Genomic DNA, 13,245 nt, shown 5'->3' with positions numbered 1-13,245 from the left:
CCTCGGTTTTTTCTTTTCTGGTTTTTTCTTTAACGATACGGCGGCCGCAGAGATCTAACACATGCCTTTCGTCGGCAGCATCAGATTTGTAATAGGGACAGGCCACGACCCGCCTCGCCCTCGTCGAGCTGGCACGCGCGGGGCCCCTCGGCGGAGGCCGGAGTGCGGCCCTCGGCGGAGCGGACCGAACGGCGGGCGGCACCCGGGACCGGCCCCGGCGAGCTCTACCGCCATCCCGACTCCCAGGTCCTCGACTGGGTCCGTGACCACCCCGACGACCCGCGCGGCACCGCCATCGAGACGGGCATCGCCGACCGCCCCGCCGCCGTCTGGTTCACCGACCCCGACCCCGCCACCCTCACCTCCCAGGTCGCGGAGGTCGCCTCCGGGGGCGCGGCGCGCGACCAGGTGCCGGTCCTCGTGGCGTACGCGATCCCCGACCGGGACTGCGGCGGTGCCTCGCAGGGCGGGGCGCCGAGCCTGGACGCGTACGACGCGTGGATCGACGCGTTCGCCGCCGGGCTCGGCTCGGACGACGTCATCGTGATCCTGGAGCCGGACGCGATCGCCCAGTCGGACTGTCTCTCCGCCGGCGGCCGCGCCGACCGTTTCGCCTCGCTCGCCCGCGCGGGCCGGGTCGTCAAGGCGGCCAACCCGAGCGCCCGCGTGTACCACGACGCCGGGCACTCGGAGTGGAACCCACCGGGCAAGCAGGCCGCGCTCCTGCGACGGGCGGGCGCCGCGGCTCCCGACGGCTCCGACGGTGTCTTCAGCAACGTGTCGAACTTCAACCGCACGGAAGCGGAGGTCGCCTACACCCGCCGGGTCCTCGACGCCCTCGGCGCACCGGCCGGCCTCGGTGCCGTCATCGACACCAGCCGCAACGGCAACGGAGCCCCGGCCGACGGCGCGTGGTGCGACCCCGCCGGTCGCGGCCTCGGCCGCCCACCCACCCTCGCCACCGGCGAGCCCCGCGTCCACGCCTACCTGTGGGTGAAACTCCCGGGCGAGTCCGACGGCTGCCGGGGGCGGGCGGGGACGTTCTCACCGGGGTACGCGTACGAGTTGGCGCGGGGGTGAGGGGGGGAGCGCCTGATCAGCGCTTCGCGTCGGGAAGCCGCACGCTCGGCAAGGACACCCGGGGGCGCTCGCGGTCGCTGGTGCGCAGCACGCCCGCGAAGACGACCAGGCCGCAGGCCAGCACGGTCACCAGACCGAACGACACGACCAGGCTGGTCAGTTGGGCCAGACCGCCGATCGCGCTCGGCGCGACGAGCCCGGAGGTGTACGTGATGGTCGCGACCCCCGCGATGGCCAGACTGGGGTTCGGCCCGCTGCGGCCGGCGGCGGCGAAGCAGAGCGGTACGACGACCGCGATGCCGAGGCCCATCAGGGCGAACCCGGCCATCGCGACCGCGGGCGCGTTCGCGACGACGATGAGGACTCCGCCGAGGGCGGCCAGCACGCCGCTGGCCCGGACGGTACGGACCGAGCCGAAGCGGTTGACCACCGCGTCGCCCGCCAGCCGGGCCACCGCCATGGTCAGCATGAACCCGGTGGTGCAGGCCGCCGCGAGCCCGGCCGAGGTCTCCAGCTGGTCCCGCAGGTAGACCGCCGACCAGTCCAGGGCCGCCCCCTCCGCGAACACCGCGCAGAACCCGACCGCGCCGATCAGCAGCGCCGACTTCGGCGGCAGCGCGAACCGGGGCGGCGGCTCCTCGTCCTCGGTGGGCCGCAGATCCAGTACCCACCGGCACGCGATCAGCCCGAGGGTGGTGAGCGCGGCCGCCGCGAGCGCGTGGTGCAGCCGGGCGTCGGACCCGAGGTGCGCGGCGAGGGTGCCGGCCGCCGAGCCGACCAGGGCGCCCGCGCTCCACATCCCGTGCAGGCCCGACATGATCGACTTCCCGAGGCGGTTCTCGACGTCGACGCCGAGCGCGTTCATGGCGACGTCCGCCATGCCCGCCGACGCGCCGTACACGAGCAGGGCGAGGCAGAGTGTCCAGAGGTTCGGCGAGAGGGCGGGCAGGACCAGGGCGAGCGTCCACAGCGAGAGCAGTCCGCGCAGCGCCGTACGGGCGCCGAACCGGTGGCTGATCCGGCCCGCGAGCGGCATGGCCAGCGAGGCGCCGATCGCCGGGAAGGCGAGTGCGAGACCCAGTTGGCCGGCGCTGACCCCCGCATGGTCCTGGATCCACGGCACACGGGTCGCGAACGAGCCGGTGACGCCGCCGTGCACCGCGAACACGGCCGCCACGGCGTACCGTGCCCGCCTCACCTCGCGCTGCTCGTAGATCACCGCACTCATTCTCCGCCTCCCCGAATCCTCAATCCTCGGTGCGCCGCGAGGGCACCACGCCCTCGACTCCCGGTTCGCCGGGGGCACCGCGCCTTGTCTCTCGGTTCGCCACGGGGGCACCGCCCTCGCCCTCGCCCGTCGTGCGGACGGCGGCGCGCTGCAGCTCCGCCGTAGTGGGACGGCGCCCCCCGCCGCCGTCTGACGGCGGTTCGCCCGCCTCTCCGGTTCCCCGATGCTCTCGACCCATCCGGGCTCCCTAGCGCTGACGTAAACTATCAGGAACCCTGCCTGATAGATAGGGGGCGGGGTGGGGAGCGGGTGCTCCAGGGCCAACGGTCCCTGTGCACCGCCTATCTGGGAGGATCCCGGCATGCCCGCATCACCCAGCACCGCCCGAGCCATCAACGACCGGCTCGCCCTGCGGCTGCTGCAGCAGGAAGGGCCGCTGACGGCAGGGCAGTTGAAGCAGCTCACCGGTCTGTCCCGGCCCACCGTCGCCGACCTCGTGGAGCGGCTCACGGCCGCCGGGCTGATCGAGGTCGTGGGGGAGTCCGGGGAGCAGCGGCGCGGGCCCAACGCCCGGGTCCACGGCATCGTCGCCGACCGCGCGCACCTCGCCGCCCTCGACGTCCGCACGGAGGGGGTCTCGGTCGTCGTGGCCGACCTGATCGGTACGGAGCTGACGCGGGCGTCCGTCCCGATCGCGGACGACACCGGTACGGGGCCCGCGGTGGAGCAGGCGGTCGCCCTGGTGGAGCGCGCCGCCAAGGAAGCGGGGGCCGACCGGCTGCACACGGTGGCGGTCGGCGCCCCCGGCCTGATCGACCCGGCCACCGGCGAACTCCGTGACTCCAGCGGCCTGCCCGCATGGCACCGCCGCCTGGTCGCCGCCCTCGGTGAACGGCTGCCCGCCCGCGTCCTCGTCGAGAACGAGACCAACCTCGCCGCGCTCGCCGAGCAGCGCGACGGAGCCGCCCGCGACCGCGACACCTTCGTCCTCCTCTGGCTGGGCCTCGGCACCGGCGCCGCCGTGGTCCTCGACGGCCACCTCCGGCGCGGTGCCTCCGGCGGCACCGGAGAGATCGGCTTCCTCCCGGTCCCGGGCACGGCCACGGTCCCCTCGGCCGTCGACTGCGAGGGCGGCTTCCACTCTCTCGCCGGCGCCGCGGCCGTGGTCGCGCTGGCCGCCGCACACGGCCTCACGGCCGAGGCCGGGGCGCACGAGCCGCACGCGGCGACGCTGGTGCGAACGGCGGTGGCCGCCCTCGCGACGAACGGTGCGTCGGACTCGTCCCCGACCGCCCCCCACACCGCCTTTCTCGACGCCCTCGCCGACCGTCTGGCCATCGGCGCGGCCTCGGTCGTCGCCGTGCTCGACCCCGGCTGTGTGGTGCTCGGGGGCGAGGTCGGGCAGGCCGGTGGGGAGGAGCTCGCCGTCAGGGTGGGGCAGCGGCTGGCGGCGATGTCACCGTTGCCGACCGAGGTGCGGGCCGGCGGCCTCGGCGGGAGCGCCGTCCTGCGCGGTGCGCTGCTCATGGCCCGGGAAGCGGCTCAGGACGACCTGTTCGGACCGCCCGTTCGATAGCCCGGAGGCCCGGAGGCCCGGAGGCCCGGAGGCCCGGAGGCCCGGAGGCCCGGAGGCCCGGAGGCCCGGAGGCCCGGACGTTCCTACCCCCGCCCCTCCCCGAACCGCCGCTCCAGGTACTCCGCGAACGTCCCCTTCCCCACGGCCCGCTCCGGTGCGAGGTGGCCGCCGCCTCGGAAGCCCCGGTAGGCCTTGCCGAACAGGGGGACGTTGAGGAGCGGCCGACGGCGGCCGGTGGCCGTCAGGTAGGCGCGGGCCAGTTGGGGGAAGGTGAGGATCTCGGGGCCGCCCATGTCGTCGACGCGGCCGGCGGGGCTGCCCGCAGCCAGCTCCGCCAGGCGGTCCGCGACCTCGGCGACGGCGACGGGCTGGTCGCTCATGTCGGCCGGAAGCATCATGACCGGCGGCTTGGAGAGCCCCTCGAAGAACAGCACGAGAAGGTCGTGGAACTGTGTCGCGCGCAGGATCGTCCAGCCCAGCCCGGACCCCTCGACCAGGCGCTCGACGGCCAGCTTGGACCGGTAGTAGCCGAGCGGCACCCGGTCCACACCGACGATCGAGATGTAGACCAGATGGCATACCCCGGCCCGCCGCGCCGCGTCGATCAGGTGTTCCGCCGCCTTCTCGTCGCCCCCGCGCGGCGACGTCGCGCAGTGCACGATCGTGTCCACCCCCGCCACGGCCGCGTCCAGCCCGCTGCCACCGGCGACGAGATCGACGGCGTACGGCTGCGCGTGACGGCTGAGCACCCGCACCTCGTGCCCCTCCGCGCGCAGCCGCTCGGTGAGGGGGCGGCCGAGCGCTCCGGTGCCACCGGTCACCAGGATCGTGGTCATGTTGTCCATCCCCTTCGTGTGCCGGGCGCCCGCGGCTGGGAACGCCCTACGACAGCTTCGACGGACGGGGACCCACGGAGTGTGACATCGGCGCTGACGAAGGCGTGGCGGCGAGCGGCGCGGGGACCCGGCGGCGGGGCAAGGGCCGTCGTCACCGCCGCCGGGCCGTTCTGGGCGGGTACCGCGACCGCAGACTTTAAAAGGACTAGACCAAGCCGGTCAATAATCCGACCCCCTTCGAGTGGGGCCGCTGTCGCGGAAGTTGACCCTTGGTCAGTGATAGCCGAAACCCGTCGCCGCCCGCCGGAGAAGTCCAGGGATGCCGCCTGTGAGCCACCCCACAGTCCTCACCCGCATGGGTGCCGACCGGGCGTGGCACACTGGCCATGTACCAGAAGCAGCGCACTCCGGGGTCGGTGAAAGTCCGAACCGGCGGTTACAGTCCGCGACCCGGTCGCTTCCAGCGGCCGGTTGACCAGGTGAAATTCCTGGACCGACGGTTAAAGTCCGGATGGGAGGCAGTGCGCGGCGGGCGGGCATGCGTGCGCGCCGCCGTCTGTTTTTGGCCTACCTCGACAGGGGTGGGTCTTCTACGCGGCGTCGTCTCCTGTGCCGCTGTCCGCTCTGTCTGTCGTCTTCGACAGCCCCGGAGTCCGTGCCCCACGAGGCAGGAGGACCCGGGAAGTGTTCACCGGAATCGTCGAAGAGCTGGGTGAGGTCACCGCCGTCGAGAATCTCGGCGACTCCTCCCGCTTCCGTCTGCGCGGCGCCGTCGTCACCGAGGGCGCGAAGCACGGCGACTCCATCGCCGTCAACGGCGTCTGTCTCACGGTCGTGGAGCACGAGGACGACTGGTTCACCGCCGACGTCATGGCGGAGACCCTCGAACGCTCCAGCCTCGGCGCCCTCGGCGTCGGCTCCCGCGTCAACCTCGAACGCCCGATGGCCGTCGGCGAGCGCCTCGGCGGGCACATCGTGCAGGGCCACGTCGACGGCACCGGCCAGGTCATCGAGCGCAAGCCGTCCGAGAACTGGGAGATCGTCAAGATCTCGCTCCCGGCGGACCTCACCCGGTACGTCGTCGAGAAGGGCTCCATCACCGTCGACGGCATCAGCCTCACCGTCGTCGACGCGGGCCCCGACTACTTCACGGTGAGCCTCATCCCGACCACGCTCGACCTGACCACGCTCGGCCGCAAGCAGCCCGGCGACCCGGTGAACCTGGAGGTCGACGTCATCGCCAAGTACGTCGAGCGCCTGCTGGGCCACCAGGGCGGGGCGAACACGCCGGGAGCGGGACGGTGAACTCCCTGAACACCGTCGCCTTCACCGCCTTCGGCCAGCAGATCCTCTGGTCGGACATGGTGGGCAACATCCTCGGGCTGATCGCCCTCGCCCTCGGCGCGATCCGCTCCCTCTGGAACTGGCCCGTCCAGTTCCTCTCCGGCCTGGTCCTCTTCGGCGCCTTCGTCGGCCACCTCACCGGCAGCGCCGGCAAGCAGGTCATCGTCATGGCCGTCGCCGCGTACGGCTGGTGGCAGTGGAACCGTACGAAGGGGCAGTCCGCGGACGGCGCCATCACTCCGCGCTTCGCCACCTGGCGCGAGCGCGGCTACCTGATCGCCGGCGCCGTGCTCGGCACCCTCGCCGTCGGCGGTCTCTTCACCGCGTTCCCCACCCTGTCCTGGGACCCCTGGCCGGACGCGTACATCTTCACCGGCACCATCGTCGCCATGTACGCCCAGGCACGCGGCATGGTCGAGTTCTGGTTCGCCTGGCTGCTGGTCGACCTCGTGGGCGTCCCGCTCAACTTCGCCAACGGCTACGCCTTCTCCGGTTTCGTCTACATCATCTACGGCGCGCTCGTCCTGTGGGGCATGCGCGACTGGTGGCTGCGCTCGCGCAAGCCCGCTCTGGAAGGAGCCCCCGCATGAGCACGGCGCCGATCCTGTACAGCACCGACGACATCGAGGACTTCGGGCTCGACCCCGTCGAGCAGGCCATCGCCGACATCGCGGCGGGCCGTCCCGTCGTGGTCGTCGACGACGAGAACCGTGAGAACGAGGGCGACCTCGTCATCGCCGCCGAGAAGGCCACCCCCGAGATCATCGCCTTCATGATGAGCGAGTGCCGGGGCATGATCTGCGCCCCCATGGAGGCGGACGAGCTGGACCGGCTCGAACTGCCGCAGATGGTGCAGCAGAACACCGAGTCCATGCGCACCGCCTTCACCGTCACCGTCGACGCGGGCCCCCAGCACGGCGTCACCACCGGCATCTCCGCCTCCGACCGCGCCACCACCCTCCAGCTCCTGGCGAGCGGAACCGCCGAGCCCGGCGACTTCGTCCGCCCCGGCCACATCTTCCCGCTGCGCGCCCGCTCCGGAGGGGTGCTCGTGCGCGACGGCCACACCGAGGCCGCCGTCGACCTCGCCCGCCTCGCGGGCCTGCGCCCGGCCGGCGCGATCGTCGAGATCGCCGGCGAGGACGGCCGCATGCTGCGCCTGCCCGAACTCATCCCGTTCGCCCGCAAGCACGGCCTGACGATCATCTCCATCGAGGACCTGATCGCCTACCGCCGCAGCTCCGAGCCCACCGTCCGGCGCGAGGCCAAGACCCAACTCCCCACCGCCTTCGGCGACTTCACGGCCTACGGCTACCGCTCCACCGTCGACGGCGTCGAACACGTCGCCCTCGTCCACGGCGAGATCGGCGACGGCGAGGACGTCCTCGTCCGGGTCCACTCCGAATGCCTCACCGGCGACATCTTCCACTCGCTGCGCTGCGACTGCGGCCCTCAGCTGGAGACCTCCCTCCAGCGCATCGCCAGCGAGGGCCGGGGCGTCGTCGTCTACCTGCGCGGCCACGAGGGGCGCGGCATCGGACTGCTCTCCAAGCTGCGCGCGTACGAACTCCAGGAGCTCGGCCGCGACACCCTCGACGCCAACCTGGAGCTGGGCCTGCCCGCCGACGCCCGGGACTACGGCGCCGGGGCGCAGATCCTGCGGGACCTGGGCGTACGCACTCTGCGCCTGATGACCAACAACCCCGAGAAGACCGACGCCCTCGTCCGGCACGGACTCGACGTCACCGACCGCGAGCCGATGCCCGTCCGCGCGGGCGAGCACAACCTCCGCTACCTGCGCACGAAGCGCGACCGGATGGGCCACGACCTGCCCTGGCTGGACACGACCACCACGTCCACCTGCGGTAATCAGTAACCCGGCAATCGACAGCACGACCGGCCCGTACGCGACCTCGTACGGGATCCAGAACCAAGGAGCAACGTGAGCGGCAAGGGCGCACCCGAACTGTCCGTACGCAACTGCGGCGACCTGCGCGTCGCGGTCATCGCGGCCCAGTGGCACGAGAAGGTGATGGACGGCCTCGTCGAGGGCGCCCTGCGCGCCCTGCGCGACCTGGGCATCACCGAGCCGACCCTGCTGCGGGTGCCCGGCAGCTGGGAACTCCCCGTCGTCGCCAAGGTCCTGGCCGGCCGCGGCTACGACGCGATCGTCGCCCTCGGCGTCGTCATCCGCGGCGGCACCCCCCACTTCGAGTACGTGTGCCAGGGCGTCACCCAGGGCCTCACCCAGGTCTCCGTCGACACCGGCGTCCCCGTCGGCATGGGCGTACTGACCTGCGACACCGAGGAGCAGGCCCTGGACCGCGCGGGTATCGAGGGCTCGAACGAGGACAAGGGCCACGAGGCGGTGACGGCGGCGGTGGCGACCGCGGCCACCCTCCGCTCAGTATCTGAACCCTGGCGCTGAGGTACGGGCGGTTGCGCGTAGGCTGAGCCTCACCATGTCCAAGAAGACGTTCGAGGAGCTCTTCACCGAGCTCCAGCACAAGGCCGCCCAGGGCGACCCCGCCACTTCCCGCACCGCAGAACTGGTCGAGAAGGGCGTCCATGCCATCGGCAAGAAGGTCGTCGAAGAGGCCGCCGAGGTCTGGATGGCCGCCGAGTACGAGGGCAAGGAAGCCGCCGCCGAGGAGATCTCGCAGCTGCTCTACCACGTCCAGGTGATGATGGTCGCCCGCGGCATCTCCCTGGACGACGTCTACGCCCACCTGTAAGCCAGCCCGTCCCGCACCTCACCTCTCACGCAAAGGAAGCTCGCCACATGCTGCGCATCGCCGTCCCCAACAAGGGTTCCCTGTCCGGCCCTGCGGGGGAGATGCTGCATGAGGCGGGCTACCAGCAGCGCCGGGAGTCCAAGGAACTGCGGATCGTCGACCCGGTCAACGAGGTGGAGTTCTTCTACCTCCGCCCCCGCGACATCGCGATCTACGTCTCCTCCGGCCGCCTCGACATCGGCATCACCGGCCGGGACCTGCTCATCGACTCCGGCGCCAACGCCGAGGAGATCCTCCCGCTCGGCTTCGCCCGCTCCACCTTCCGCTTCGCCTCCAAGCCGGGCACGGCGAACGGCGTCGCGGACCTCAAGGGCAAGACGGTCGCCACCTCCTACGAGGGCATCGTCGCGGGCCACCTCGCGGACAACGGCATCGACGCCTCCGTGGTCCACCTGGACGGAGCCGTCGAGACCGCCATCGAACTGGGCGTCGCCGAGGTCATCGCCGACGTCGTCGAGACCGGCACCTCCCTGCGCAACGCCGGCCTGGAGGTCTTCGGCGAGCCGATCATGAAGTCCGAGGCCGTCGTCATCCGCCGCGTCGGCGCCGACACGTCCGCGGAGTCCGCGGAGTCCACCGAGTCCTCGGAGTCCGCGGAGAACGAGGCCAAGGTGCAGCAGTTCCTGCGCCGCCTCCAGGGCGTTCTGGTCGCCCGGACGTACGTGATGATGGACTACGACTGCCGGGTCGAGCAGCTGGAGAAGGCCGTCGCGCTCACCCCGGGCCTGGAGTCCCCGACGGTCTCGCCGCTGCACAACGAGGGCTGGGTCGCCGTCCGGGCGATGGTCCCGGCCAAGGAGGCCCAGCGGATCATGGACGACCTCTACGACATCGGCGCCCGGGCCATCCTGACCACCGCCATCCACGCCTGCCGCCTCTGACGGCCGGGGAGTCGTACGCCATGCCGGACCAGTCCCCCCTCCCCGCCCTGCCCGTCACTTTTCGGCCGGGCCGCACCCGGGCCGTGCTGCTGACCGCCGCGGGTGCGATCTTCGTGGTCATCACGGTCGTCGCGCTGCTGCTGCCCACGCTCGGCCCCGGGGAACGCCTCAGCTTCGTCTTCACGGCGGCCATGCTCGCCGGGGTGCTGTGCATGCTCTCCCGGCCCAAGGTGGTCGCCCACGAGTCCGGGGTGACCGTGGTCAACATCACAGCGCGGCGGCAGCTGGGCTGGGCCGAGATCGTGCAGGTGAACCTGCGGGTCGGCGACCCCTGGGTCTTCCTCGACCTCACCGACGGCACCAGCCTGCCCGCGCTCGGCATCCAGCCGGGCATCGCCAGGCAGCGCGCCATCGAGGACGCCCGGACCCTGCGGGCGCTGGTCGAGGCCCGGTCGGTCACCGAGCCCGAGCAGCGCCAGGGCTGACCCGACCCGTGGCCGGGACGCCCCGGACACGCGTCAGGGACGACCCCGAGCAAGATCAAGGTCGACTCGGGGCCGTCGCCCCTGCCGCACCGGCCCCTGTCTTGATTAATCTGTTGGCGGAGGCGTTTTCGTTGCGCCTCCGCCTCTGTCGTTCCACCCCGGAAGGCAGGGGCTCCCTGCTAGTCGAGGAGTGACTCCCTCCAGCGATGGACGGATCGTCCTGTAGTACCTGCGCCGCCCCCTCCCGGCCCATCGAGGCGGCGGCATGATCATCCCCCTGCTCCTCCTCGGAGCCGCGTTCCTGCTGATCCTCGCCAACGGCTTCTTCGTGGCCGCCGAGTTCGGCCTCGTCACGGTCGAGCGACCGGAGGCCGAGAAGGCCGCCGCCGAGGGTGACCGGCGGGCCCACAAGGTGGTGGGCGCGCTCAAGGAACTGTCCTTCCAGCTCTCCGGCACCCAACTCGGCATCACCATCACCTCCCTGGTCGTCGGCATGCTCGCCGAACCGGCTCTCGCGGAGATACTCCACGGCCCCTTCACCGCCATCGGCATACCCGAAGGCGCCGTGTCCGGGGTGTCCGTGGTCGTCGGCATGCTGCTGGCCTCCGCCGTGCAGATGGTGATCGGCGAACTGGTCCCCAAGAACTGGGCGGTGTCGAAGCCCATGCAGGTCGCCCGCTTCGTCGCGGGCCCCCAGCACGTCTTCTCCCGCCTCTTCCGCCCGGTCATCGCCGCCCTCAACGCGGTCGCCAACCGCCTGGTGCGCGCCTTCGGCGTCGAGCCCACCGACGAGCTGGCCTCCGCCCGCACCCCCGGCGAACTGGTCTCCCTCGCCCGACACTCGGCCCAGGCGGGCGCCCTGGAACAGGACACGGCCGACCTCTTCGTCCGCACGCTCTCCCTGGGCGAGCTGACCGCGGAGAACGTGATGACACCGCGCGTCAAGGTCAGCGCCCTGCAGTCCTCGGCCACCGCCGAGGACGTGGTCAACCTGACCCGCGCCACCGGCCTCTCCCGCTTCCCCGTCTACCGGGAGCGGATCGACGAGATCGTCGGCATGGTCCACCTCAAGGACGCCCTCGCGATCCCGGCCCACGACCGACTGCACACCCCGGTCGGCCGGATCGCCAGGACCCCGCTCCTCGTCCCCGAGTCGCTGCCCGTGCAGCCGCTGCTGGCCCGGCTGCGCAGCGAGCAGCCCATCGCCGTCGTCGTCGACGAGTACGGCGGGACGGCCGGAGTGGTGACCCTGGAGGACATCGTCGAGGAACTGGTCGGCGAGGTACGCGACGAGCACGACGGGCACGAGCGGCCCGAACTCGCCGCCGCCCCGCCCGAGGACGGCCGCCTCGCCTGGGACGCCGACGGCAGCTGCCGGGTCGACGTACTGCAGCGCATAGGGCTCGACGTCCCGGAGGGCCCGTACGAGACGGTCGCCGGGCTCGTCGCCGACCTGCTCGGCCGTATCCCGGCCCCCGGCGACCGCGCCGAGCTGCCCGGCTGGAGGCTCGCGGTGCGCCAGGTCGGGCACTACCGCGCGGAACGCGTACGCCTCGTCCGGACCACACCCACCACGGAAACCGGCCCCGGCAGGGAGGCGGCCCGCGCCACGAAAACCATCCCCGTCACACAAACCATCCCCGTCACGGAAGCGGCCCGCGTCACGGGCACCACCCCCGTCACAGACGCCGCCTCGGCCGTGGAGGCCACCCGATGAGCGTGCTCCAACTCCTGTTCGCCCTGCTCCTCGTGCTCGCCAACGGCTTCTTCGTCGGCGCCGAGTTCGCCCTGGTCTCCGTCCGCCGCAGCCAGATCGAACCACTGGGGACCACCCGGGCCCGCCAGGTCCTCTACGGCCTGGAGAACCTGCCCCAGATGATGGCGGCGGCGCAGTTCGGCATCACCGTCTGCTCACTGACGCTGGGCGCGGTGGCCGAGCCGACGGTGGCCAAGCTGCTGGAGCCGGTCTTCGAGGCGATCCACCTGCCGCACGGCATGATCCATCCCCTGGGCTACGTCATCGCGCTGGCCGTGGTCGTCTTCCTCCACCTCGTCATCGGCGAGATGCTGCCGAAGAACCTGGCGATGGCGGCGCCGGAGAAGACGGCGCTGTGGCTGAGCCCGGCGCTGGTGGCCTTCGCCCGGTTGTGCAGGCCGGTCACGGTCGGGCTCGGTGCCTGCGCCCGCGTGGTCCTCAGGCTCTTCCACGTCGAGCCGAAGGACGAGGTCGAGGCCGTCTTCACCAGCGTCCAGCTGGGCCGGTTGGTCGAGGACTCGGGCCTGGCCGGGCTGCTCGACCCCGAGGAGCAGGAGCGCCTGGAGGACGCGCTGGAGCTGGGCTCCCGCCCGGTGACGGACGTCCTGCTCAAGCGGGACACCCTGGTGACGGTGGTCCCGTCGGTGACGCCCGCGCAGGTCGTGGCGCTGACCGCCCGCACGGGCTACTCCCGTTTCCCGGTGGTCGCGGAGAACGGTGCCTTCATGGGCCGCTACCTCCACGTCAAGGACGTCCTCGACCTGGAGGACTCCGACCGTGCCGTCCCCCAGCAGATCTGGCGGCCCATGACCACCCTCCGCGCGGAGCTGCCGCTGGACGACGCGCTGACGGTCATGCGGCGGGCCGCCACGCATCTGGCCCAGGTGGCGGACGCGTCCGGCAAGGTGCTCGGTCTCGCCGCGCTGGAGGACGTCCTGGAACTCCTGGTGGGCGAGGTCCGCGACCCGGCCCACCGAGACATCCAGCCGGTCCGCGTGACGGAACCAAGGGGCAGCGAAACCCCGAAGGAGGCCCTCGCAACCTGACTCCGCCCTGAGGGGCTGCGCCCCTTCGACCCCCATGCGCGGGTCCGGTGGGGCTTCTCGCGCAGTTCCCCGCGCCCCAATCAGGGGCGCGGGGAACTGCGCGAACGGGGTCCGGGGCGGAGCCCCGAGTCTTTGAGCGGGGGTCGAAGGCGGCGCGCAGCCCCTGGGTGGGGGCACCTCCCGCTCGAGCGAAGCCGAGAGTGGGGGAGGGACGGGTA

The 13,245-nt window shown here is 72.1% G+C and carries 12 protein-coding genes, 1 pseudogene and 1 riboswitch; of the genes and pseudogenes, 11 read left to right on the top strand and 2 right to left on the bottom strand.

Annotation, left to right across the window (positions count from 1 at the left end; all coding sequences use genetic code 11):
* Nucleotides 1-108 precede the first annotated feature (108 nt).
* A pseudogene (locus tag P1P70_RS29130) lies at nt 109-1,080 on the top strand (glycoside hydrolase family 6 protein); the annotation flags it as partial.
* Between the two features lie 16 nt (nt 1,081-1,096).
* On the opposite strand, the gene P1P70_RS29125 reads toward P1P70_RS29130, so the two are convergent.
* Entirely contained in the window at nt 1,097-2,308 is a 1,212-nt protein-coding gene (locus P1P70_RS29125) for an MFS transporter (protein ID WP_319242914.1), read from the bottom strand.
* 361 nt (nt 2,309-2,669) lie between these two features.
* Between P1P70_RS29125 and P1P70_RS29120 the strand changes: the two genes are divergently transcribed.
* Complete coding sequence (locus P1P70_RS29120) at nt 2,670-3,884, top strand: ROK family transcriptional regulator (RefSeq protein WP_319242912.1); 1,215 nt, start codon at nt 2,670-2,672, stop codon at nt 3,882-3,884.
* 83 nt (nt 3,885-3,967) lie between these two features.
* Here P1P70_RS29120 and P1P70_RS29115 read toward each other — a convergent pair whose 3' ends face one another.
* Nucleotides 3,968-4,720 (bottom strand): SDR family oxidoreductase, encoded by a 753-nt coding sequence (locus tag P1P70_RS29115; protein ID WP_319242910.1) that lies wholly within the window; start codon nt 4,718-4,720, stop codon nt 3,968-3,970.
* Nucleotides 4,721-5,118: 398 nt separating this feature from the next.
* Nucleotides 5,119-5,249: riboswitch (FMN riboswitch) on the top strand.
* 155 nt (nt 5,250-5,404) lie between these two features.
* Here P1P70_RS29115 and P1P70_RS29110 point away from each other — a divergent pair.
* The 9 genes from P1P70_RS29110 to P1P70_RS29070 all read left to right on the top strand — a co-directional run bounded on the left by P1P70_RS29110 (nt 5,405) and on the right by P1P70_RS29070 (nt 13,027).
* Nucleotides 5,405-6,025 carry a riboflavin synthase gene (locus P1P70_RS29110; RefSeq protein WP_319242908.1) on the top strand — a complete coding sequence of 207 codons (621 nt, stop codon included), beginning with the start codon at nt 5,405-5,407 and terminating at the stop codon, nt 6,023-6,025.
* Nucleotides 6,022-6,654, top strand: a complete 633-nt coding sequence (locus P1P70_RS29105) for a nicotinamide mononucleotide transporter family protein (RefSeq protein WP_319242906.1) — start codon at nt 6,022-6,024, stop codon at nt 6,652-6,654. The genes P1P70_RS29110 and P1P70_RS29105 overlap by 4 nt, the downstream gene beginning before the upstream one ends.
* Nucleotides 6,651-7,940, top strand: coding sequence for a bifunctional 3,4-dihydroxy-2-butanone-4-phosphate synthase/GTP cyclohydrolase II (locus tag P1P70_RS29100; protein ID WP_319242904.1), 1,290 nt, complete (start codon nt 6,651-6,653; stop codon nt 7,938-7,940). Before P1P70_RS29105 ends, P1P70_RS29100 begins: the two co-directional genes overlap by 4 nt.
* Nucleotides 7,941-8,006: 66 nt before the next feature.
* Nucleotides 8,007-8,492, top strand: a complete 486-nt coding sequence (ribH, locus tag P1P70_RS29095) for a 6,7-dimethyl-8-ribityllumazine synthase (RefSeq protein WP_045557284.1) — start codon at nt 8,007-8,009, stop codon at nt 8,490-8,492.
* A gap of 34 nt (nt 8,493-8,526) precedes the next feature.
* A complete protein-coding gene (locus P1P70_RS29090) occupies nt 8,527-8,799 on the top strand; it encodes a phosphoribosyl-ATP diphosphatase (RefSeq protein ID WP_003988914.1) in 273 nt (90 codons plus the stop codon).
* A 47-nt stretch (nt 8,800-8,846) separates the two neighbouring features.
* Nucleotides 8,847-9,740 carry an ATP phosphoribosyltransferase gene (gene hisG / locus P1P70_RS29085; protein ID WP_319242901.1) on the top strand — a complete coding sequence of 298 codons (894 nt, stop codon included), beginning with the start codon at nt 8,847-8,849 and terminating at the stop codon, nt 9,738-9,740.
* A gap of 20 nt (nt 9,741-9,760) precedes the next feature.
* A complete protein-coding gene (locus P1P70_RS29080; RefSeq protein WP_319242899.1) occupies nt 9,761-10,225 on the top strand; it encodes a PH domain-containing protein in 465 nt (154 codons plus the stop codon).
* 265 nt (nt 10,226-10,490) lie between these two features.
* Nucleotides 10,491-11,942, top strand: coding sequence for a hemolysin family protein (locus tag P1P70_RS29075; protein ID WP_319242897.1), 1,452 nt, complete (start codon nt 10,491-10,493; stop codon nt 11,940-11,942).
* Entirely contained in the window at nt 11,939-13,027 is a 1,089-nt protein-coding gene (locus tag P1P70_RS29070) for a hemolysin family protein (RefSeq protein ID WP_319242895.1), read from the top strand. The genes P1P70_RS29075 and P1P70_RS29070 overlap by 4 nt, the downstream gene beginning before the upstream one ends.
* Nucleotides 13,028-13,245: the final 218 nt, after the last annotated feature.

Source organism: Streptomyces sp. MB09-02B, from assembly GCF_033794485.1.
Lineage (GTDB): Bacteria > Actinomycetota > Actinomycetes > Streptomycetales > Streptomycetaceae > Streptomyces.
Note: the sequence above shows the minus strand (reverse complement) of the source record. Positions and strands in the feature narration are given on the sequence as shown.

Bases quoted from the DNA above. Each gene is read 5' to 3' on its own strand.
- P1P70_RS29100 (WP_319242904.1), top strand. From the start codon at position 6,651: ATGAGCACGGCGCCGATCCTGTACAGCACCGACGACATCGAGGACTTC.
- P1P70_RS29125 (WP_319242914.1), bottom strand. From the start codon at position 2,308: ATGAGTGCGGTGATCTACGAGCAGCGCGAGGTGAGGCGGGCACGGTAC.
- P1P70_RS29120 (WP_319242912.1), top strand. From the start codon at position 2,670: ATGCCCGCATCACCCAGCACCGCCCGAGCCATCAACGACCGGCTCGCC.
- P1P70_RS29075 (WP_319242897.1), top strand. From the start codon at position 10,491: ATGATCATCCCCCTGCTCCTCCTCGGAGCCGCGTTCCTGCTGATCCTC.
- hisG (WP_319242901.1), top strand. From the start codon at position 8,847: ATGCTGCGCATCGCCGTCCCCAACAAGGGTTCCCTGTCCGGCCCTGCG.
- P1P70_RS29070 (WP_319242895.1), top strand. From the start codon at position 11,939: ATGAGCGTGCTCCAACTCCTGTTCGCCCTGCTCCTCGTGCTCGCCAAC.
- P1P70_RS29115 (WP_319242910.1), bottom strand. From the start codon at position 4,720: ATGACCACGATCCTGGTGACCGGTGGCACCGGAGCGCTCGGCCGCCCC.
- P1P70_RS29090 (WP_003988914.1), top strand. From the start codon at position 8,527: ATGTCCAAGAAGACGTTCGAGGAGCTCTTCACCGAGCTCCAGCACAAG.
- P1P70_RS29080 (WP_319242899.1), top strand. From the start codon at position 9,761: ATGCCGGACCAGTCCCCCCTCCCCGCCCTGCCCGTCACTTTTCGGCCG.